Origin of the sequence: Enterobacter sp. E12, assembly GCF_014596715.2 — a bacterium.
GTDB lineage: Bacteria > Pseudomonadota > Gammaproteobacteria > Enterobacterales > Enterobacteriaceae > Enterobacter > Enterobacter bugandensis.
This window is the reverse complement of the sequence record NZ_CP115601.1, coordinates 1,341,326-1,362,443: the sequence shown is the minus strand read 5'-3', so window position 1 is coordinate 1,362,443 and position 21,118 is coordinate 1,341,326. Positions and strand designations below refer to the sequence as shown.

15 protein-coding genes and 7 tRNA genes are annotated in these 21,118 nt (G+C 54.7%); 18 read left to right on the top strand and 4 right to left on the bottom strand.

Going from position 1 to position 21,118, the window contains the following annotated elements; genetic code table 11:
• Window positions 1-446 precede the first annotated feature (446 nt).
• Together glnS and nagE are read right to left on the bottom strand one after the other, a co-directional pair.
• Window positions 447-2,114, bottom strand: coding sequence for a glutamine--tRNA ligase (gene glnS, locus IB212_RS06470; protein ID WP_041910779.1), 1,668 nt, complete (start codon window positions 2,112-2,114; stop codon window positions 447-449).
• 179 nt (window positions 2,115-2,293) lie between these two features.
• A complete protein-coding gene (gene nagE, locus IB212_RS06465; RefSeq protein ID WP_041910780.1) occupies window positions 2,294-4,246 on the bottom strand; it encodes a PTS N-acetyl glucosamine transporter subunit IIABC in 1,953 nt (650 codons plus the stop codon).
• Between the two features lie 328 nt (window positions 4,247-4,574).
• Between nagE and nagB the strand changes: the two genes are divergently transcribed.
• The 12 genes from nagB (at window position 4,575) to IB212_RS06405 (ending at window position 11,440) form a co-directional block, all read left to right on the top strand.
• The gene (gene nagB, locus IB212_RS06460) at window positions 4,575-5,375 is read left to right on the top strand and encodes a glucosamine-6-phosphate deaminase (protein ID WP_028012356.1); all 801 of its coding nucleotides are present in this window, start codon (window positions 4,575-4,577) and stop codon (window positions 5,373-5,375) included.
• A gap of 55 nt (window positions 5,376-5,430) precedes the next feature.
• Complete coding sequence (gene nagA / locus IB212_RS06455) at window positions 5,431-6,579, top strand: N-acetylglucosamine-6-phosphate deacetylase (RefSeq protein WP_028012355.1); 1,149 nt, start codon at window positions 5,431-5,433, stop codon at window positions 6,577-6,579.
• Between the two features lie 8 nt (window positions 6,580-6,587).
• Window positions 6,588-7,808: an N-acetylglucosamine repressor gene (locus tag IB212_RS06450; protein ID WP_028012354.1), complete on the top strand. Its 1,221-nt coding sequence runs from the start codon at window positions 6,588-6,590 to the stop codon at window positions 7,806-7,808.
• 45 nt (window positions 7,809-7,853) lie between these two features.
• Window positions 7,854-8,606 carry a ribonucleotide monophosphatase NagD gene (gene nagD, locus IB212_RS06445; RefSeq protein WP_028012353.1) on the top strand — a complete coding sequence of 251 codons (753 nt, stop codon included), beginning with the start codon at window positions 7,854-7,856 and terminating at the stop codon, window positions 8,604-8,606.
• Between the two features lie 250 nt (window positions 8,607-8,856).
• A complete protein-coding gene (gene asnB / locus IB212_RS06440; RefSeq protein WP_041910781.1) occupies window positions 8,857-10,521 on the top strand; it encodes an asparagine synthase B in 1,665 nt (554 codons plus the stop codon).
• A 227-nt stretch (window positions 10,522-10,748) separates the two neighbouring features.
• Window positions 10,749-10,825: transfer RNA gene (locus IB212_RS06435), tRNA-Met, on the top strand.
• A gap of 7 nt (window positions 10,826-10,832) precedes the next feature.
• Window positions 10,833-10,917 (top strand) — tRNA-Leu (locus IB212_RS06430).
• A 23-nt stretch (window positions 10,918-10,940) separates the two neighbouring features.
• A tRNA-Gln gene (locus tag IB212_RS06425) sits at window positions 10,941-11,015 on the top strand.
• A 32-nt stretch (window positions 11,016-11,047) separates the two neighbouring features.
• Window positions 11,048-11,122: transfer RNA gene (locus IB212_RS06420), tRNA-Gln, on the top strand.
• Window positions 11,123-11,139: 17 nt separating this feature from the next.
• Window positions 11,140-11,216, top strand: a tRNA-Met gene (locus IB212_RS06415).
• 39 nt (window positions 11,217-11,255) lie between these two features.
• Window positions 11,256-11,330: transfer RNA gene (locus IB212_RS06410), tRNA-Gln, on the top strand.
• A gap of 35 nt (window positions 11,331-11,365) precedes the next feature.
• Window positions 11,366-11,440: transfer RNA gene (locus IB212_RS06405), tRNA-Gln, on the top strand.
• A 140-nt stretch (window positions 11,441-11,580) separates the two neighbouring features.
• On the opposite strand, the gene IB212_RS06400 is transcribed toward IB212_RS06405, so the two are convergent.
• Together IB212_RS06400 and ubiF are read right to left on the bottom strand one after the other, a co-directional pair.
• Window positions 11,581-12,735 (bottom strand): IS481 family transposase, encoded by a 1,155-nt coding sequence (locus IB212_RS06400; protein WP_081752978.1) that lies wholly within the window; start codon window positions 12,733-12,735, stop codon window positions 11,581-11,583.
• A 101-nt stretch (window positions 12,736-12,836) separates the two neighbouring features.
• Entirely contained in the window at window positions 12,837-14,012 is a 1,176-nt protein-coding gene (gene ubiF / locus IB212_RS06395; protein WP_041910785.1) for a 3-demethoxyubiquinol 3-hydroxylase, read from the bottom strand.
• A 135-nt stretch (window positions 14,013-14,147) separates the two neighbouring features.
• Between ubiF and miaB the strand changes: the two genes are divergently transcribed.
• The 6 genes from miaB to IB212_RS06365 all read left to right on the top strand — a co-directional run bounded on the left by miaB (window position 14,148) and on the right by IB212_RS06365 (window position 21,014).
• Window positions 14,148-15,572 (top strand): tRNA (N6-isopentenyl adenosine(37)-C2)-methylthiotransferase MiaB, encoded by a 1,425-nt coding sequence (gene miaB, locus IB212_RS06390; RefSeq protein WP_028012350.1) that lies wholly within the window; start codon window positions 14,148-14,150, stop codon window positions 15,570-15,572.
• Between the two features lie 163 nt (window positions 15,573-15,735).
• Complete coding sequence (locus IB212_RS06385) at window positions 15,736-16,782, top strand: PhoH family protein (protein ID WP_028012349.1); 1,047 nt, start codon at window positions 15,736-15,738, stop codon at window positions 16,780-16,782.
• On the top strand, window positions 16,779-17,246 hold the full coding sequence (gene ybeY / locus IB212_RS06380; protein WP_041910787.1) for an rRNA maturation RNase YbeY: 468 nt from the start codon (window positions 16,779-16,781) through the stop codon (window positions 17,244-17,246). The genes IB212_RS06385 and ybeY overlap by 4 nt, the downstream gene beginning before the upstream one ends.
• Window positions 17,247-17,330: 84 nt before the next feature.
• Window positions 17,331-18,209 (top strand): CNNM family magnesium/cobalt transport protein CorC, encoded by an 879-nt coding sequence (corC, locus tag IB212_RS06375; RefSeq protein WP_021242574.1) that lies wholly within the window; start codon window positions 17,331-17,333, stop codon window positions 18,207-18,209.
• 5 nt (window positions 18,210-18,214) lie between these two features.
• The gene (gene lnt, locus IB212_RS06370) at window positions 18,215-19,753 is read left to right on the top strand and encodes an apolipoprotein N-acyltransferase (RefSeq protein WP_188245976.1); all 1,539 of its coding nucleotides are present in this window, start codon (window positions 18,215-18,217) and stop codon (window positions 19,751-19,753) included.
• Window positions 19,754-20,108: 355 nt separating this feature from the next.
• Window positions 20,109-21,014: an amino acid ABC transporter substrate-binding protein gene (locus IB212_RS06365; RefSeq protein WP_014831086.1), complete on the top strand. Its 906-nt coding sequence runs from the start codon at window positions 20,109-20,111 to the stop codon at window positions 21,012-21,014.
• Window positions 21,015-21,118: the final 104 nt, after the last annotated feature.

Here is a 21,118-nt window from a genome sequence, read left to right as displayed (position 1 = left end):
GATTATTCCTCTTTGACGAATTAAAACGCCTTAAACGGCGAAAATATAAAAGACCAAAAGGCCAGGGGTAGTTATAAATACCCTCGAATTAACTACCGTCTTTAGGTTATTTTTCGCGACGCGAATTATCAATGCTTTTCAGTGGGCAAAAGTCAGGATTATGACGAAGTGCACATAATTGGTAGTGCTTTGTAACATTTGGCCGAATGCGAGGTGTGGCGGGAGTAGAGCAGGTAATTTCGGCGTATTAGATCGTAATAAAACCCGTATTTGTCTTAATTCTCTTTTATCTGAAACAGACAAACTTTTTTTAGAAAAATAAGTAGCACCGCATTGACCAAAAATTTTAGCTGGCCTAATTACGGGCCTACTTTAACGATATGATCATTAAATAAAAAAACGCCGCTATAAGCGGCGTTTGTTTCTCATTGACCAGTGCAGCGTTATTATTCGCCGATCTTGGTCCAGGTATCACGCAGACCTACGGTACGGTTAAATACCGGTTTTTCTGCCGTGCTATAACGGCTGTCCAGGCAGAAGTAACCTTCACGCTCGAATTGGAACGCTTTGCCCGCTTCAGCGGCTTTCAGCGATGGCTCCGCATAACCTTGCTTGATCACCAGAGATTCCGGGTTGATGGTCGCCAGGAAGTCTTCAGCCGCACCCGGGTTAGGCACGCTAAACAGACGATCGTACAGACGAATTTCTACCGGCAGCGCGTGGGAAGCGCTCACCCAGTGGATCACGCCTTTCACCTTGCGGCCGTCTGCCGGATCTTTGCTCAGCGTCTCAGCATCGTACGAACAGAAGATGGTGGTAATGTTACCTTCAGCATCTTTCTCTACGCGCTCGGCTTTGATGACGTAGGCGTTACGCAGACGAACTTCTTTACCCAACACCAGACGCTTGTACTGCTTATTGGCTTCTTCACGGAAGTCAGCACGGTCGATCCAGATCTCACCGCTGAACGGCACGTCGCGGCTTCCCATTTCCGGTTTATTCGGATGGTTAGGCATAGAGACCAGCTCGCTTCCACCCTGCGGGTAATTTTCAATAACCAGTTTCACCGGATCGATAACAGCCATCGCGCGCGGGGCGTTTTCGTTAAGATCTTCACGAATGCAGGATTCCAGAGACGCCATTTCGATGGTGTTGTCCTGCTTGGTCACGCCGATACGTTTGCAGAACTCACGAATAGAAGCGGCAGTGTAACCACGACGACGCAGGCCGGAGATGGTCGGCATGCGCGGGTCGTCCCAGCCTTCAACGTGCTTGTCGGTCACCAGCAGGTTCAGCTTACGCTTGGACATCACGGTGTATTCCAGATTCAGACGAGAGAACTCGTACTGACGCGGATGCACAGGAATAGTGATGTTATCCAGCACCCAGTCGTACAGACGACGGTTATCCTGGAACTCCAGCGTACACAGCGAGTGGGTAATGCCTTCCAGCGCATCGCTGATGCAATGGGTAAAGTCGTACATCGGGTAGATGCACCACTTGTTGCCGGTCTGGTGGTGTTCTGCGAACTTAATGCGGTACAGCACCGGATCGCGCATCACGATAAACGGCGACGCCATATCGATTTTGGCACGCAGGCAAGCTTTACCTTCTTCGAAGCCACCGGCACGCATTTTTTCAAACAGCGCCAGGTTCTCTTCCACGCTGCGATCGCGGAACGGGCTGTTTTTGCCTGGTGCAGTCAGCGTACCGCGATACTCGCGGATTTCGTCCGCAGACAGCTCGTCAACGTATGCCAGACCTTTGTTGATCAGCTCCACCGCGTAGGCATACAGCTGATCAAAATAGTCAGAGGAGTAGCAGATATCGCCAGACCAGTTGAAGCCCAGCCATTGCACGTCGTTTTTAATGGACTCAACGTATTCGATGTCTTCTTTTACTGGGTTGGTGTCATCGAAACGCAGGTTGCACTGCCCCTGGTAGTCTTGCGCAATGCCAAAGTTCAGGCAGATCGATTTCGCGTGACCAATGTGCAGGTAGCCGTTCGGCTCCGGCGGGAAACGCGTATGTACCGTGGTGTGCTTACCACTGGCCAGATCTTCATCGATGATCTGACGAATAAAGTTACTCGGGCGGGCTTCTGCCTCACTCATCGTGGATTCCTCAAAGCGTAAACAACGTATAACGGCGTATGATCTTATAAGCCGGACGTAGTGACAACCCTTAGTTACGGAAAATACGTATCAGATGAAAATAATGGGGGCGTTTGCTGCAAAAAAAAGCGGCGGAGGATATCCCCCGCCGCTTAAGGCATGACTCTACTCAGGAGCGATTACTTGCCTTTAATCTCATACAGCGGTGTCTGACCCGCAACCACCTGACCTTTCGCCTGGAGTACCAGACCGCTAAAGTCGTCGATGTTGCTGCACACGACCGGACTAATCATCGAGCGCGCGTTGGCGTTCAGGAAGTCCAGATCCATTTCCAGAATCGGCTGACCTGCCACCACTTCAGCCCCCTCTTCCACCAGGCGAGTAAAGCCCTGACCGTTCAGCGCTACGGTATCGATCCCCATATGGACAACGATCTCCGCGCCTTTTTCGGTTTCGAGGCAGAACGCGTGGTTGGTGTTGAAGATTTTCACGATGGTGCCTGCCGCCGGAGACACAACGGTTTTATCCGTTGGTTTCACCGCCACACCGTCACCAACCGCTTTGCTGGCGAAGGCTTCATCAGGCACCTGCTCAAGGTCAACCACGTCACCCGTTACCGGAGAGACCAGCGCGGCCACCGTCACGGCGTTCGGCACGGCCTGCGGCTTCGCAACCGGCGCAGCCGTCGACGCAGGTGCGCTGTCGGCTGATGCCGCCGCGACCGGGCCACGGGCAACCACTTTCTTCATTTCGTCGCCAATGGATTCCGCTTTGGCGCCTACGATAACCTGGATAGTTTGTTTGTTCAGTTTAACCACGCCCGATGCACCAAGGCGTTTACACATTGCGTCGCTTACGCGCCCCGAGTCACCCACCGTCAGACGCAGACGGGTGATACAGGCATCAATCGCTTTCAGGTTGTCAGTCCCACCGACGGCAGCGATATAGCTGGTCGCCAGCTGAGTCAGACCCTCTTCGGTATTGCTGTTGGCTTCGTTGGTGACCACTTCGTCTTTGGTATCTTCGCGGCCTGGTGTTTTGAGGTTAAACATACGAATAACCGCAGTGAACAGCACGAAGTAGATGACGAAGAAGACCAGACCCATTACCACCAGCATCCAGACGTTCTTGCTTGCCGCCGGCAGGTTGTACATCAACACGTAGTCGATCGCGCCTGCAGAGAAGGAGAAGCCAGCATGGATGCCCAGCAGGGTCGCCACAAACAGGCTGATACCGGTAAGCACCGCATGCATGAGGTACAGCACTGGCGCCAGGAACATGAACAGGAATTCCAGCGGCTCGGTTACACCGGTCAGGAACGCGGTAATCGCAACGGACAGCAGCATGCCGCCAACCATTGGGCGACGCGCTTTTGGCGCAGCCAGGTACATTGCCAGTGCAGCGCCCGGCAGACCAAACATCATGATTGGGAAGAAGCCAGACATGAACATACCCGCGGTGCCGTCGCCCGCGTAGAAGCGGTTGATGTCGCCGTGGAATACGGTGCCCGCAGCATTGGTGAACTCACCAATCTGGAACCAGGCGATGGTGTTCAGCACCTGATGCAGACCGGTTGGGATCAGCAGACGGTTGATAAAGCCAAAGATACCTGAGCCCACAGCACCTGCTGAAACAATCCACTCGCCGCCCGCATGAATAGCATGCTGCACCGGCGGCCAGACGTAGCCAAAGATAGCTGCCAGGATCAGACAGAAAAAGCCCGTCGCAATTGGCACAAAACGTTTACCGCCGAAGAAGCTCAGGAAGTCAGGCAGTTTGATACCCGCCCAGCGGTTGTACACGGCACCACCGACCAGACCGGTAATGATACCCGCCAGTACACCCATGTTGATTTCCGGGTTGATGGTTACCATCGCTTTCGTGAGGATGAAGTAACCTACCGCCCCTGCCAGTGCCGCAGCACCGGCGCTGTCTTTTGACCAGCTTGACGCCACGCCGATGGCGAAGATCAGCGCAAGGTTGTCAAAAATGGCGCCGCCTGCCTGGGCAATAAACGGCACGTTAAGAAGATCGGGTTGCCCGAATCGCAGCAGCAACGCTGCAACCGGTAGCACGGCGATAGGGAGCTGCAAAGCCCTACCGAGGCGCTGGAAAAAACCTAAAATATTCATCCTATTCCCCCTACGAGACCCATTATTAAGACTCGCGCATAAACTATGTTTTTATTGTGTCACGAACGATAGATACAGTTGATGATTCACTGGCAGTCTGAGTGTGTGAAAAATTAATTCGTATCGCAAATTAAACACCTATTTTTTGTGATTATTGTCACCAAATATCGTATTCCCTCCTCCCTTTCACTGGCTAACAGCCAAAACTTATTTTATCATTCAAAAAATCAAGACGGATTGATCCGGCCTGAAAGGTTCCAGGTTACGCTTAAGCATCAGGTTCCGATACCCATCCGCCCACTCTTCTACTTAAACTTTGAGGTGAACAATGAGACTGATTCCCCTGGCAACTGCTGAACAAGTCGGTAAATGGGCCGCTCGCCATATCGTTAACCGTATTAATGCCTTCAAGCCTACTGCCGATCGTCCTTTCGTTCTTGGCCTTCCAACCGGTGGTACCCCACTGACCGCGTACAAAGCGCTGGTTGAAATGCATAAAGCGGGCCAGGTTAGCTTTAAACACGTTGTGACCTTCAACATGGACGAATATGTCGGCCTGCCAAAGGAGCATCCTGAAAGCTACCATAGCTTCATGCACCGCAATTTCTTTGATCACGTTGATATCCCAGCTGAAAATATTAACCTGCTGAATGGAAATGCGCCTGATATTGACGCAGAATGCCGTCAGTACGAAGAAAAAATCCGTTCTTACGGTAAAATCCACCTGTTCATGGGTGGCGTGGGCAACGATGGTCATATCGCGTTTAACGAACCAGCCTCTTCTCTGGCTTCCCGTACCCGTATTAAAACGCTGACCCATGACACTCGCGTGGCAAACTCCCGCTTCTTTGACGGTGACGTGAACCAGGTTCCAAAATACGCCCTGACCGTTGGCGTAGGCACCCTGCTGGATGCCGAAGAGGTGATGATTCTGGTACTGGGCGGCGTGAAAGCGCAGGCGCTCCAGGCAGCCGTTGAAGGCAACGTTAACCACATGTGGACCATCAGCTGCCTGCAGCTGCATCCAAAATCAGTCATCGTCTGCGACGAACCGTCCACGATGGAGCTGAAGGTGAAAACGCTGAAATACTTCAACGAGTTAGAAGCTGAGAACATCAAAGGTCTGTAATTGAATAACCGCCTCTTCTGTCAGAGGCGGTCGCTTTTTTTAACCGGGGGTCGATATGTACGCTTTAACCCACGGTCGGATTTATACCGGCCATGAAATTCTGGATGACCATGCGATTGTTATCGCCAATGGCCTGATTGAACGTGTTTGCCCGCTGGCAGAACTGCCGCCGGAGATAGAACAGCGCTCACTCAATGGAGCAGTAATCTCCCCCGGTTTCATCGACGTACAGCTTAACGGCTGCGGCGGTGTGCAGTTCAATGACACCGCCGAGGCGGTGACGGTTGAAACGCTGGAAATCATGCAGAAAGCTAACGAGAAATCAGGCTGCACCAGCTATCTGCCGACGCTCATCACCAGCAGTGATGACCTGATGAAACAGGGTATCCGCGTGATGCGCGAATACCTGGCCAAACACCCGAACCAGGCGCTGGGTCTGCATCTGGAAGGGCCATGGCTGAACATAGTGAAAAAAGGCACGCATAACCCGGATTACGTGCGCAAGCCGGATGCTGAACTGGTCGACTACATGTGTGCCAATGCTGATGTGATCGCTAAAGTGACGCTGGCGCCTGAAATGACCGGTACTGAGGTCATCAGCAAACTGGCTGCCGCCGGGATTGTGGTTTCAGCAGGCCACTCAAACGCCACACTGAAAGAAGCCAAAGCAGGCTTCCGTGCCGGTATTACCTTTGCGACCCACCTTTACAACGCCATGCCGTATATTACCGGCCGTGAACCGGGTCTGGTCGGGGCGATTCTCGACGAACCAGACGTCTACTGCGGCATTATCGCTGATGGCATGCACGTTGATTACACCAACATTCGCAACGCCAAACGGCTGAAAGGTGACAAGCTCTGCCTGGTCACCGATGCCACCGCGCCAGCAGGTGCAAATATTGAGCAGTTCATTTTTGCTGGTAAAACAATATACTACCGCAATGGACTGTGTGTGGATGAAAACGGTACGCTGAGTGGCTCCTCTTTGACCATGATTGAAGGGGTGCGTAATCTGGTGGAGCATTGTGGGATTGCGCTTGATGAAGTCCTGCGTATGGCCACCCTTTATCCGGCTCGCGCCATCGGCGTGGATAAACAGCTCGGCGGAATTGCACCAGGTATGGTTGCAAACCTGACGGCATTCACACACGATTATAAAATTATTAAGACCATCGTTAATGGTAACGAGGTCGTCACTGAGTAAGTAAAAGTATGACACCAGGCGGACAAGCTCAAATCGGTAATGTCGATCTCGTTAAACAACTTAACAGTGCGGCGGTTTATCGCCTGATTGACCAACATGGTCCAATCTCGCGGATCCAGATAGCCGAACAAAGCCAGCTTGCTCCCGCCAGCGTGACAAAAATTACCCGCCAGCTCATTGAGCGCGGTTTGATCAAAGAAGTCGATCAGCAGGCCTCCACCGGGGGCCGCCGCGCCATCTCCATCATTACCGAAACCCGCAACTTTCAGGCCATTGGCGTCCGGCTTGGTCGTCATGACACCACGCTCACGCTGTACGATTTGAGCAGCAAAGCCATTGCGGAAGAGCACTACCCACTGCCCGAGCGCACCCAGGAGACGCTGGAACACGCGCTGCTGAATACTATCGCGCACTTTATTGAAAGCTGTCAGCGCAAGATCCGCGAACTGATCGCCATCTCCGTCATTCTGCCTGGCCTGGTCGACCCGGAAAGCGGTGTGATCCGATACATGCCGCATATTCAGGTTGAGAACTGGGCGCTGGTCGACGCGCTGGAAAAACGCTTTAAGGTGACCTGCTTTGTCGGTCATGATATTCGATCTTTAGCGCTGGCTGAGCACTACTTTGGTGCGAGTCAGGACTGTGAAGACTCTATTCTGGTGCGCGTACACCGCGGTACGGGCGCAGGCATTATCTCCAATGGCCGTATTTTTATTGGTCGTAACGGTAACGTTGGCGAGATCGGCCACATCCAGGTTGAACCGCTCGGCGAACGCTGCCACTGCGGCAACTTCGGCTGCCTTGAAACCATCGCCGCCAACACGGCCATCGAGCAGCGCGTTCGCCACCTGCTTGAGCAGGGTTATCAAAGCCGCGTCACGCTGGACGATTGCAAGATAGGCACCATCTGCAAAGCTGCCAATAAAGGCGACGCGCTGGCCTGTGAGGTGATCGAGCAGGTAGGTCGCCATCTGGGGAAAACCATCGCCATCGCCATTAACCTGTTTAACCCGCAGAAAGTGGTGATCGCCGGAGAGATTGTTGAAGCGGAAAAGGTGCTGCTGCCCGCCATCGAAGGCTGTATCAACACCCAGGCGCTAAAAGCATTCCGACAGAACCTCCCGGTGGTTCGTTCGAAGCTTGACCATCGCTCGGCGATTGGCGCGTTTGCGCTGGTCAAGCGCGCCATGCTCAACGGTATCCTGCTCCAGCATTTGCTGGAATCCTGATCGGACCTTATAGTAACGCCTTCTTTTTTTGATGTCGGAATGTCCATGACCATTAAGAATGTAATTTGTGATATCGACGGCGTGCTGATGCACGACAACGTTGCCGTGCCGGGTGCTGCGGAGTTTCTTCACCGCATCATCGACAAAGGAATGCCACTGGTTCTACTCACGAACTACCCTTCCCAAACCGGTCAGGATCTGGCGAATCGCTTTGCCACCGCAGGCGTCGACGTGCCGGACAGCGTGTTTTATACCTCCGCAATGGCAACGGCGGATTTCCTGAAGCGTCAGGAAGGAAAAAAAGCCTACGTGGTCGGTGAAGGCGCGCTGATCCACGAGCTGTATAAAGCAGGCTTTACCATTACCGATGTGAACCCGGACTTTGTGATCGTGGGAGAAACGCGCTCCTTTAACTGGGAGATGATGCATAAAGCAGCCTACTTTGTCGCCAATGGTGCGCGTTTTATTGCCACCAACCCGGATACGCACGGCCGTGGTTTCTATCCGGCCTGCGGCGCGCTGTGCGCCGGTATTGAAAAAATCTCGGGCCGTAAGCCTTTTGTTGTCGGCAAACCGAGCCCGTGGATCATCCGCGCCGCGTTGAATACGATGCAGGCACACTCAGAAGAAACCGTCATTGTTGGCGACAACCTGCGCACCGATATTCTGGCTGGCTTCCAGGCAGGGCTTGAAACCATCCTGGTACTTTCTGGCGTCTCGCAGCTTGATGACATCGATACGATGCCCTTCCGACCAAGCTGGATTTACCCCTCTGTCGACGAAATCGACGTTATTTGATTCTGAACCACGTCCCAGGGCGTGGTTTTTCATTTTCAGCTTATACAAACAAAACACCATCTAACAAAAAACCATTTTCATTGCATAATCATCAATAAAAGGATGTTTGACGTACTCTTTTTTCACTATTCAGCAATCACTATTGCACTTTTTCCGTTTTGGCCCGTAAAACCCTTGCGCCCCTCCCCCCTTTTGCGGCATTTTCATAAGCAAGCAACATCACAATGCAACAGGGTTAACGGAGAAGGTTATGTGTTCAATTTTTGGCGTACTGGATATTAAAACTGACGCGGGCGAACTGCGTAAAAAAGCACTCGAATTGTCCCGCCTGATGCGCCATCGAGGCCCGGACTGGTCAGGCGTTTACGCCAGCGACAAAGCGATTCTGGCTCACGAACGCCTGTCTATTGTTGACGTCAACGCCGGTGCACAGCCGCTGTATAACGAGAAAAAAACGCACGCGCTGGCTGTCAACGGTGAAATTTATAACCATCAGGCGCTGCGCGCCGAGTACGGCGACCGCTACGCCTTCCAGACCGGCTCTGACTGTGAAGTGATCCTGGCGCTGTATCAGGAGAAAGGTCCCGAGTTTCTCGACGACCTGCAGGGCATGTTTGCCTTCGCGCTGTACGACAGCGAAAAAGACGCTTACCTGATTGGCCGTGACCATATCGGTATTATCCCGCTGTACATGGGTCACGATGAACACGGCAACTTCTATGTCGCGTCCGAAATGAAAGCCCTGGTACCGGTCTGCCGCACCATCAAAGAGTTCCCGGCGGGCAGCTATCTGTGGAGTAAAGACGGTGAAATCCGTTCGTACTACCAGCGCGACTGGTTTGACTATGACGCGGTGAAAGACAACGTGACGGATAAAGCCGAGCTGCGTCAGGCGCTGGAAGATTCCGTGAAAAGCCACCTGATGTCAGACGTGCCTTACGGCGTACTGCTCTCCGGCGGTCTGGACTCCTCCGTGATCTCCGCGATCACCAAGAAATTCGCGGCTCGTCGCGTGGAAGATCAGGAGCGCTCCGAGGCCTGGTGGCCGCAGCTGCACTCCTTTGCAGTGGGCCTGGAAGGGGCACCGGATCTGAAAGCCGCGCAGGAAGTGGCAAACCACCTCGGCACCGTGCACCATGAAATTCACTTCACCGTGCAGGAAGGTCTGGATGCGATCCGCGATGTGATCTATCACATTGAAACCTATGACGTGACCACCATTCGCGCCTCCACGCCGATGTACCTGATGTCGCGTAAGATCAAGGCGATGGGCATCAAGATGGTGCTCTCCGGCGAAGGTTCTGACGAAGTGTTTGGCGGCTACCTGTACTTCCATAAAGCGCCAAACGCCAAAGAGCTGCATGAAGAGACCGTGCGTAAGCTGCAGGCGCTGCATATGTTCGACTGTGCCCGTGCCAACAAAGCGATGTCGGCCTGGGGCGTGGAAGCGCGCGTGCCGTTCCTGGATAAGAAATTCCTCGACGTGGCGATGCGCATCAACCCGCAGGATAAAATGTGCGGCAACGGCAAAATGGAAAAACATATCCTGCGTGAATGTTTTGAATCTTACCTGCCGGCGAGCGTGGCATGGCGTCAGAAAGAGCAGTTCTCTGATGGCGTTGGCTACAGCTGGATCGACACCCTGAAAGAGGTGGCGGCGAAGCAGATTTCTGACCAGCAACTGGAAACCGCAAGCTTCCGCTTCCCGTACAACACGCCGGGCTCGAAAGAAGCGTACCTCTACCGTGAGATCTTTGAAGAACTGTTCCCGGTGCCGAGCGCTGCCGAGTGTGTTCCTGGCGGTCCGTCAGTGGCCTGTTCATCCGCGAAAGCCATTGAATGGGATGAATCTTTCAAGGCGATGAACGATCCATCGGGGCGTGCGGTAGGCGTTCACCAGTCCGCCTACAAATAATCACAACGATTTCAAACAGGCTCCTAAGGGGCCTGTTTTTTTTGCCTCACATTTCACCACCAAAAATCGATTAATAACCAATAATTGCCGAATATTCGGTCACGCTGTTCGCAACCTAACCAAACAGTCACATTCCGGCTATTTTCGTTGAAAAAGGTGTTGACGCTGCAAGGGTCTATACGCATAATGCGCCCCGCAACGCCGATAAGGTAACGCGAAAAAAAGATGGCTACGTAGCTCAGTTGGTTAGAGCACATCACTCATAATGATGGGGTCACAGGTTCGAATCCCGTCGTAGCCACCATCTTTTTGCGGGAGTGGCGAAATTGGTAGACGCACCAGATTTAGGTTCTGGCGCCGCAAGGTGTGCGAGTTCAAGTCTCGCCTCCCGCACCATTCCCGGGTAAGCGTTGCACGGATGGGGTATCGCCAAGCGGTAAGGCACCGGTTTTTGATACCGGCATTCCCTGGTTCGAATCCAGGTACCCCAGCCATATTTCTTCGATTTTGCGGTTCTCCGCGGTATTGGGGTATCGCCAAGCGGTAAGGCACCGGTTTTTGATACCGGCATTCCCTGGTTCGAATCCAGGTACCCCAGCCATCGAAGACTGCAGTACTGGCTACGTAGCTCAGTTGGTTAGAGCACATCACTCATAATGATGGGGTCACAGGTTCGAATCCCGTCGTAGCCACCAAATTAAGATTATCGATTTGTTTCGGTAATAAAAAATTGTTGGGGTATCGCCAAGCGGTAAGGCACCGGATTCTGATTCCGGCATTCCGAGGTTCGAATCCTCGTACCCCAGCCAATTTAAAAGTCGTTAAGCAGTCTGTTTAACGCAATTGGGGTGTCGCCAAGCGGTAAGGCTCTGGTTTCTGATACCAGCATTCCGGGGTTCGAATCCCTGCACCCCAGCCACTTAAAACAAACAAGCCCGCTCTGCGGGCTTTTTTGTTTTTGTTGCTCAGAATAGCGCGGCCTGATGCTCTCACCCTACCCCTCTCCTGTACAGTCCGGGGACATGGTAGACAGGTGTTCGGGGACATGGTGAACACTTTTTAACATCCTTTACCCATGGTGATCGACTTTTTCTTCAGGTCGATCACCCCCACTTTCGTGCTGTACCACCACACTTCATAGCAGCCGTCATCCTGCGTCTCCCTCAGCCCGACCCGTTCTCCTCTGAACGCCTTGCCTGCGCTCAGACTGACACCCTGTATGCTCAGCTTTCCGCTGACATCCACTTTCCTGACCTTCACCCCTTCATCGTATTCAGGTGGCGTTACGCTGCCGCTGTACTGCCGGGCAGACGGCTGATAACGCGAGGCCGGTACCGCCATATCCAGCGCCTCGTGCGGGCGTTCAAGGTTGTACACCGTGCGCCAGTGATCGAAAGCGCGCTGCAGCTCTCCGCTGTCCGCGAACCATTTTCCCTGCAGCATTTCCGCCTTCAGGCTGCGGTGAAAACGCTCCAGCTTGCCCTGCGTCTGCGGATGATAAGGCCGGGAGTGCCCCACCCGGATACCGTGGCGCATCAGCCACAGCTCCAGCGCCGTCCAGGTGCCGGTGGTGTCGCCCCACGGTGAGCCGTTGTCCATCGTCATCCTGTCCGGCAGGCCGTAGCGTTCAAACACGCTGACCAGCTGCTGCTGCACGGTCTCGCGCCGTTCATCGGTACAGTGCGCCAGGCACAGGGAAAAACGGGAGTGGTCATCCAGCAGGGTGAGCGGATGGCAGCGGCCACCGCCAAAGGGAAAGTGGCCCTTAAAATCCATCTGCCAGAGGCGATTCGGCGCGTCGTGTTCGAACCGTCCCGTAGCCGGAACGCCCGGTGATGCGCCCGGCAGCAGACCGTGACGGGCCATCAGATTATGGACGGTGCTGAAGGCGGGCATACGGTGCCCCTGGTCTTCGAGCCAGCGCTTAATCTTGCGTGCGCCCCAGCGTTCATGGCGCTCATGGGCCATGCGCAGCAGGGCGGTGATGTCGTCAGATGAGCGGTTCGGGGAATGATGAGGTGCGCGGGAGCGGTCCCGAAGACCGGAGGCACCTTCCTCAGCCCAGCGCTGAAGCCACTTGTAGCCGGTGGCAGGAGAAATGCCGAACTGACGGCAGAGGAAACGGATGTTCGCCCCGTCCTGCGAGGCGAACAGCACAAACTCGGTACGTAATGACATGGTATCTCTCGCATCCCAGGGCATAAGCGACTCCATAAACGGGTTCTTATGCCTCAGTTGTAAGTGTCTACCATGTCCCCGAACAAGTGTTCACTATGTCCCCGGACCGTACACTCCCACGGGAGAGGGAATTAAGATTAGAGTCCGAGGGCGTATTTCAGGGCCTGACGCTTCAGCCCACCGGCACGCTCTGCCGCCATTAAGCCAATGTTACGCAGAATGCGCACCGGGGCCAGGTCATTGCTGAAACCGGCATAGAACAGATCCATCCCTGACTGCATGATGAAGTTATCCGCCATACGGCGCGTCTGGTAGCGCTTCAGTACCTGATGGCTGGCCCAGGCTTCCGCGTGAGCGCGTGCGTTGCCCAGCACGTCCAGTAACGCATCGACGTCACGGTATCCAAGGTTGACTCCCTGCCCCGCCAGCGGGTGGATGGTGTGTGCCGCATCGCCCACCAGCGCCAGCCCTTCTCGGGCATACTGTAAAGCATGACGGCGCGTGAGCGGGAATGCACCTGCGGTGACTGGCGTCACGTTGCCAAGGCGGCTCGGGAAGTGAAGCAGGATCTCGCGCTGCAACTGCTCCATCGACAGCCCCTGCAGCTGGCGAATGCGCGCCGGTTTGTCGTACCACACCAGAGAAGCCCAGTTATCAAACAGCGGCAAGAATGCATGCGGGCCGTTCGGAGTAAAGTGCTGCCAGGTGCTTTCGCCCGGCGCATTCTCACACTGAACGGTGATTAACATGCAGGATTGCTGATATTGCCAGGCATGAACCCCAATACCCGCCATCTCCCTGACCTGCGAGTTAGCGCCATCGGCCCCGACGACCAGCTTCACGGCCAGTTCATCGCCGCTGTCGAGCGTCAGCAAATAGCCGCTTTCATGAGGATGCAGTGCCTTAAGTGACGCAGGCATACGCAGCGTCACCTTCGGATGTGCCTCCAGCGCCTGCCAGAGCGCCAGCTGGAGCACGTTATTTTCCACCATATAGCCCAGGCGCGGCAGCTTCAGCTCGGCGGCGTCAAACGACACGTGGGCATTTTCCCACTCCCAGGTTTCAAGGCGGCTGTAAGGGTGCGCGCGCATCGCCTGCACCGCCTCCCAGACGCCCAGGCCACGCAGCAGATCGACGGACGCCGCGCTGATGGCGGAAATGCGCACGTCCGGTTTGCTGGCGGGAACGAATGCCGGGGGAGCCGCCTGTTCAATAACGGTTACATCAAATCCCTGCTGCGCAAGCCCCAGCGCCAGCGCGCCGCCGACCATACCGCCGCCGACAACGGCAACTTCGGTGTGTTGGAGTGTCATGGTCAATTTTCCTTATTGGAGAATCCCTTAAGTTTACCGGATTTTTGCGGTCCTGAGACACACAACCTTCATACTGGTCACAACCCCACCAAAGCATTACAATACGCGGCTTGCAATCCTGAGCTGAGCAAGTCGATGACTAAAAAACTCCATATAAAAACCTGGGGCTGTCAGATGAACGAATACGATTCATCCAAGATGGCCGATCTGCTGGATACCACCCACGGATACCAGCTGACTGAAAATGCGAAAGAAGCCGATGTGCTGCTGCTGAACACCTGTTCAATTCGTGAAAAAGCACAGGAAAAAGTCTTTCATGTGTTAGGCCGCTGGAAGCTTCTCAAACGGAAAAATCCGGACCTGATCATTGGCGTCGGTGGCTGCGTCGCGTCGCAGGAAGGTAAGCTGATCCGCCAGAGAGCCCCGTATGTGGATATCGTCTTTGGTCCTCAGACCCTGCACCGCCTGCCGGAGATGATCAATCAGGTTCGCGGCAACCGTAGCCCTGTCGTTGACGTCAGCTTCCCGGAGATCGAGAAATTTGACCGTCTGCCAGAGCCGCGCGCCGATGGCCCGACCGCCTTCGTCTCGATCATGGAAGGCTGCAACAAATACTGTACCTACTGCGTGGTGCCTTACACCCGCGGTGAAGAGGTCAGCCGCCCTGCGGACGACATTCTGTTTGAAATTGCGCAGCTTGCCGCACAGGGCGTTCGCGAAGTGAACCTGCTGGGCCAGAACGTTAACGCCTGGCGCGGCGAGAACTACGACGGCACCACCGGCAGCTTTGCCGAACTGCTGCGCCTGGTAGCCGCGATTGACGGCATTGACCGTATTCGCTTTACCACCAGCCATCCGATGGAGTTTACCGACGACATTATTGACGTCTATCGCGATACGCCAGAGCTGGTGAGCTTCCTGCACCTGCCGATTCAGTGCGGCTCTGACCGCGTGCTGAACCTGATGGGCCGCCCGCATACGGTGCTGGAGTACAAATCCACCATCCGCAAGCTGCGCGAAGCGCGCCCGGATATCCAGATTAGCTCTGACTTTATCGTCGGCTTCCCAGGCGAAACCGCTGATGACTTCGAGCGCACCATGAAGCTCATCGGTGAAGTGAACTTTGACGTCAGCTACAGTTTCATCTTCTCAGCGCGTCCTGGCACGCCTGCGGCCGACATGGTTGACGACGTGCCGGAAGAAGAGAAAAAGCAGCGTCTGTATATTCTTCAGGAACGCATCAACCAGCAGGCCAACGCCTGGAGCCGCCGCATGCTCGGCACCGTCCAGCGCATTCTGGTGGAAGGCACCTCCCGCAAGAGCATCATGGAGCTGTCCGGTCGTACCGAGAACAACCGCGTTGTGAACTTCGAAGGCACCCCGGACATGATCGGTAAATTTGTGGATGTCGAAATTGTCGAAGTGCTGACCAACTCGCTGCGCGCGAAGGTGGTACGCACCGAGGACGAAATGGGCCTGCGTATTGCCGAGTCACCGGAATCCGTTATTTCTCGTACCCGCAAAGAAAACGATTCTGGCGTTGGGATTTACCAGCCTTGATCCTTCAGGCCTGCCTCTTCGGCAGGCCTTGTATTTCCTCTCATCACCCCCAATATCTACCGCAACGCTTGCGCCTTTATTCTGTGGCGTGAATAATTTCGGTAATGACCGTTCTATTGCGCCGTATGGCAGCGGGTCAGTTAACCATTTAAAGAGGAACAGTTTGAACATAGATACGCGTGAAATTAGCCTTGAGCCCGCAGACAACGCTCGCCTGCTGAGCCTGTGCGGGCCGTTTGATGACAACATCAAACAACTGGAGCGACGTCTGGGTATCGAAATCAATCGTCGCGATAACCATTTCAAACTCACCGGACGCCCTATCTGCGTCAACGCGGCAGCAGATATTCTGCGCAGCCTGTATGTCGATACCGCCCCGATGCGCGGCGAAATTCAGGATATCGAGCCGGAACAGATCCACCTCGCCATTAAAGAGGCGCGCGTGCTTGAGCAGAGCGCGGAAAGCGTGCCGGACTACGGCAAGGCAATCAATATCAAGACCAAGCGTGGCGTCATCAAGCCGCGTACGCCTAACCAGGCACAGTACATCGCCAACATTCTTGACCATGACATCACCTTCGGCGTGGGTCCGGCGGGGACGGGTAAAACCTATCTGGCGGTTGCCGCTGCGGTGGATGCGCTGGAGCGTCAGGAGATCCGTCGCATCCTGCTGACCCGTCCTGCCGTTGAAGCGGGTGAAAAACTCGGCTTCCTGCCGGGCGATTTGAGTCAGAAAGTGGACCCCTATTTGCGCCCGCTGTACGACGCGCTGTTTGAAATGCTCGGCTTCGAGAAAGTGGAGAAGCTGATCGAACGTAACGTGATCGAAGTGGCCCCGCTCGCCTACATGCGCGGCCGCACGCTCAACGACGCGTTCATCATTCTCGATGAAAGCCAGAACACCACCATCGAACAGATGAAAATGTTCCTGACGCGTATCGGCTTCAACTCGAAAGCGGTGATCACCGGTGACGTTACCCAGATCGACCTGCCGCGCAGCACTAAATCAGGCCTGCGCCACGCCATTGAGGTGCTGTCAGAGGTAGACGAAATTAGCTTTAACTTCTTCCACAGTGAAGACGTCGTTCGCCACCCGGTGGTCGCGCGCATCGTTAACGCCTATGAAGCCTGGGAAGAGGCGGATCAAAAACGCAGGGCCGAACAGGCCGCAGAACGTAAGCGCGAAGCGCAGGAGCAAGAACAGAAATGAGTCAGGTGATCCTCGATTTACAGCTGGCCTGTGAAGATAATTCCGGCATGCCAGAAGAGGCACAGTTTCATAAATGGCTGGATGCCGTTATCCCCCAGTTTCAGGAAGAATCAGAGGTCACGATTCGCCTGGTGGATGAAGCAGAAAGCCATGAGCTCAACCTGACCTACCGCGGGAAAGATAAGCCAACCAACGTGCTCTCTTTCCCGTTCGAAGCCCCTCCTGGCATTGAGATGCCGCTGCTGGGGGATCTGATCATCTGCCGTCAGGTGGTTGAGCAGGAGGCCAAAGAGCAGCAAAAGCCGCTGGAAGCGCACTGGGCACATATGGTGGTGCACGGTAGCCTGCATCTTCTGGGTTACGACCATATTGAAGATGACGAAGCGGAAGAGATGGAATCCCTCGAGACAGAGATAATGCTTGCTCTGGGCTATGAGGATCCGTACATTGCCGAGAAAGAATAGTCAGTTACTGACTACCATGCCGCCGCGCAGGGACATAGCGCGGCGGTTAACATTGAACTAACAAGAGAACCCTTAACAAACGCCATGAGCGACGACAATTCACACAGTAGCGACACGACAACCAGTAAAAAGGGATTTTTCTCCCTCATTCTGAACCAGCTTTTCCACGGCGAGCCGAAAAACCGTGATGAACTGCTGGAGCTGATTCGTGATTCCGGGCAGAACGACCTTATCGACGAAGATACGCGCGAAATGCTCGAAGGGGTCATGGACATTGCCGACCAGCGCGTCCGCGACATCATGATCCCCCGCTCGCAGATGATCACCCTGAAACGTAACCAGACGCTGGACGAGTGCCTCGATGTGATCATCGAATCCGCCCACTCGCGTTTCCCGGTCATCAGCGAAGATAAAGATCACATCGAAGGGATTTTGATGGCCAAAGATCTGCTGCCGTTTATGCGCAGCGATGCCGAAGCCTTCAGCATGGAAAAAGTGTTACGCCAGGCCGTGGTCGTGCCGGAAAGTAAACGTGTGGATCGGATGCTGAAAGAGTTTCGCTCTCAGCGTTACCACATGGCGATTGTTATTGATGAATTCGGCGGTGTCTCAGGTCTTGTCACGATCGAAGATATTCTTGAGCTGATCGTGGGCGAAATCGAAGACGAGTACGACGAAGAAGAAGATATCGACTTCCGTCAGCTTAGTCGCCACACCTGGACCGTGCGCGCGCTGGCCTCGATTGAAGATTTCAACGACGCCTTCGGTACCCACTTCAGCGATGAAGAGGTCGATACCATTGGCGGGCTGGTGATGCAGGCCTTTGGCCATCTTCCGGCGCGCGGTGAGACCGTTGACATCGACGGTTACCAGTTCAAAGTGGCAATGGCCGACAGCCGACGTATTATACAGGTTCACGTCAGAACGCCGGACGATTCACCGGTGCCAAAACTGGAAGATTAATGTAAATGGCATTTGCCCCATTGCTTGAACGCCAGCGCGTCCGTTTGCTGCTGGCGCCGTTACTCGGAGCCAGCGGTACGCTGGCTTTTTCTCCTTACGATATCTGGCCCGCGGCCATTCTCTCCCTGATGGGGCTTCAGGGGTTAACCCTGAATCGTCGTCCGGTACAGGCCGCTGCGATCGGCTACTTCTGGGGGCTGGGGCTATTTGGCTCCGGCATTAACTGGGTCTACGTCAGCATCGCACAGTTTGGCGGGATGCCGGGGCCGGTTAACGTCTTCCTGGTCGTCCTGCTAGCCGCCTATCTCTCGCTCTATACCGGTCTGTTCGCCGGAATTCTCTCTCGCCTGTGGCCTAAAACCACCTGGCTGCGTGTCGCCATTGCCGCGCCAGTGGTCTGGCAGATTACCGAGTTCCTGCGCGGCTGGGTGCTGACCGGCTTCCCGTGGCTGCAGTTCGGCTACAGCCAGATTGACGGCCCGCTGAAAGGTCTGGCACCGGTAATGGGCGTTGAAGCCATTAACTTCCTGCTGATGGTGGTGAGCGGCCTGCTGGTACTGGCGCTGGTCACGCGCGGCTGGAAGCCGCTGGCTGTGGCCCTGGTGCTGTTCGCCCTGCCCTTCCCGCTGCGCTATATCCAGTGGTTCACGCCCGAGCCCGAACGCGCCATGCAGGTTTCCATGGTGCAGGGGAATATCCCGCAGTCCATGAAGTGGGACGAAAAAGAGCTGCTGAACACGCTGAAGATCTACGCCAACGCCACCGAAGAGGTGATGGGCAAATCACAGCTGATTATCTGGCCAGAATCCGCTATTCCCGATCTGGAAATTAACCAGCAGCCGTTCCTCAACATGATGAACGATCTGCTGGTGGCGCGCGGCAGCACCCTGATTACCGGCATTGTTGATGCGCGCCTGAATCAGCAGAACCGCTACGACACCTACAACACCATTATTACGCTCGGCAAAGACAGCGAATATAGCTACCACTCCACCGACCGGTACAACAAGAACCACCTCGTGCCGTTCGGTGAATTTGTGCCGCTGGAGTCTATTTTGCGTCCGCTGGCACCGTTCTTTGACCTGCCGATGTCCTCCTTCAGCCGCGGTCCGTACGTTCAGCCCCAGCTCCACGCGCACGGTCTGGCCCTGACGGCCGCCATCTGCTACGAAATCATCCTCGGCGAGCAGGTACGCGATAACTTCCGCCCGGACACCGACTATCTGCTGACCATCTCCAACGATGCGTGGTTCGGTAAATCAATCGGCCCGTGGCAGCACTTCCAGATGGCGCGCATGCGTTCTCTGGAGCTGGCGCGTCCGCTGCTGCGTAGCACCAATAACGGCATCACCGCCGTGATTGGCCCGAAGGGCGAAATCCAGGCCATGATCCCGCAGTTCACCCGTGAAGTGCTGACAACCAAAGTCACGCCAACCACGGGCCTGACGCCGTACGCCCGCACCGGCAACTGGCCGCTGTGGATCCTGACCGCGCTGTTCGGCTTTGGCGCCGTGCTGATGAGCCTGCGTCAGCGTCATAAATAATCTTGCCTTCTGATGCCGGGTGGCGGCTGCGCCTTACCCGGCAATTTCCTCCCAATCTTCAATTCTGGCACGCCTGTTGCTTTATTTATTCACGTAAACGCTGTCTGGCTTAACGTGCAACCTTGTCGCACCAGTGTAGATCGTCGCTAGCACCGAAACGGTGCAACGGGAGATTATTGCCTCTGCATGGTGCGGCGCGCTTCGCAAAAATAAACAATAACGCAGCAAAATCTTTACATTAAGCCAGACTAAATGTTAACAAGCTTGCATAACACTGCACTCGCATTGCGCGAGATATAACAACATCACAATGGGTATCTATGCGTCACTGGCGCTGATAAGAAAGGAGTTGGGTATGCAATTACGTAAACTGGCCACAGCAATGCTGGTTATGGGAATGTCCGCAGGCGTGGTTCACGCTGAAGACGCTCCGGCAGCAGGCAGCACTCTCGACAAGATTGCCAAAAACGGCGTCATCGTGGTCGGCCACCGTGAATCTTCCGTCCCGTTCTCTTACTACGACAACACTCAAAAAGTCGTGGGCTATTCACAGGATTACTCCAACGCTATCGTTGAAGCTGTGAAGAAAAAGCTGAACAAACCTGACCTGCAGGTGAAGCTGATCCCAATCACTTCACAGAACCGTATTCCACTGCTGCAAAACGGCACCTTTGACTTCGAGTGTGGTTCCACCACTAACAACCTCGAGCGTCAAAAACAGGCGGCCTTCTCTGACACCATCTTTGTCGTGGGCACCCGTCTGCTGACCAAGAAGGGCGGAGCAATCAAAGATTTTGCGGACCTGAAAGGCAAGGCGGTCGTTGTGACCTCCGGTACCACTTCTGAAGTCCTGCTGCACAAGCTGAACGACGAGAAGAAAATGGATATGCGCATCATCAGCGCGAAAGACCATGGCGACTCCTTCCGTACGCTTGAAAGCGGTCGTGCCGTCGCGTTTATGATGGATGACGCCCTGCTGGCGGGCGAACGTGCGAAGGCGAAGAAACCAGACAACTGGGATATCGTCGGTACCGCGCAGTCCAAAGAAGCCTACGGCTGCATGCTGCGTAAAGACGATCCGCAGTTCAAAAAGCTGATCGATGACACTATCGCCCAGGTGCAGACCTCCGGCGAAGCGGAAAAATGGTTCGACAAGTGGTTTAAGAACCCGATTCCACCAAAAAATCTCAATATGAACTTTGAACTGTCTGACGATATGAAAGCGCTGTTCAAATCTCCAAATGACAAGGCTCTTAACTAATTAGAACAACAGGGGCGGGATCTCCTGCCCTCTCGATTGTCGGGAAGCATGGACAGACATATACGCTGAGTGGTCGTTCCCCACTCAGCGCGAAAAAAGAGCTT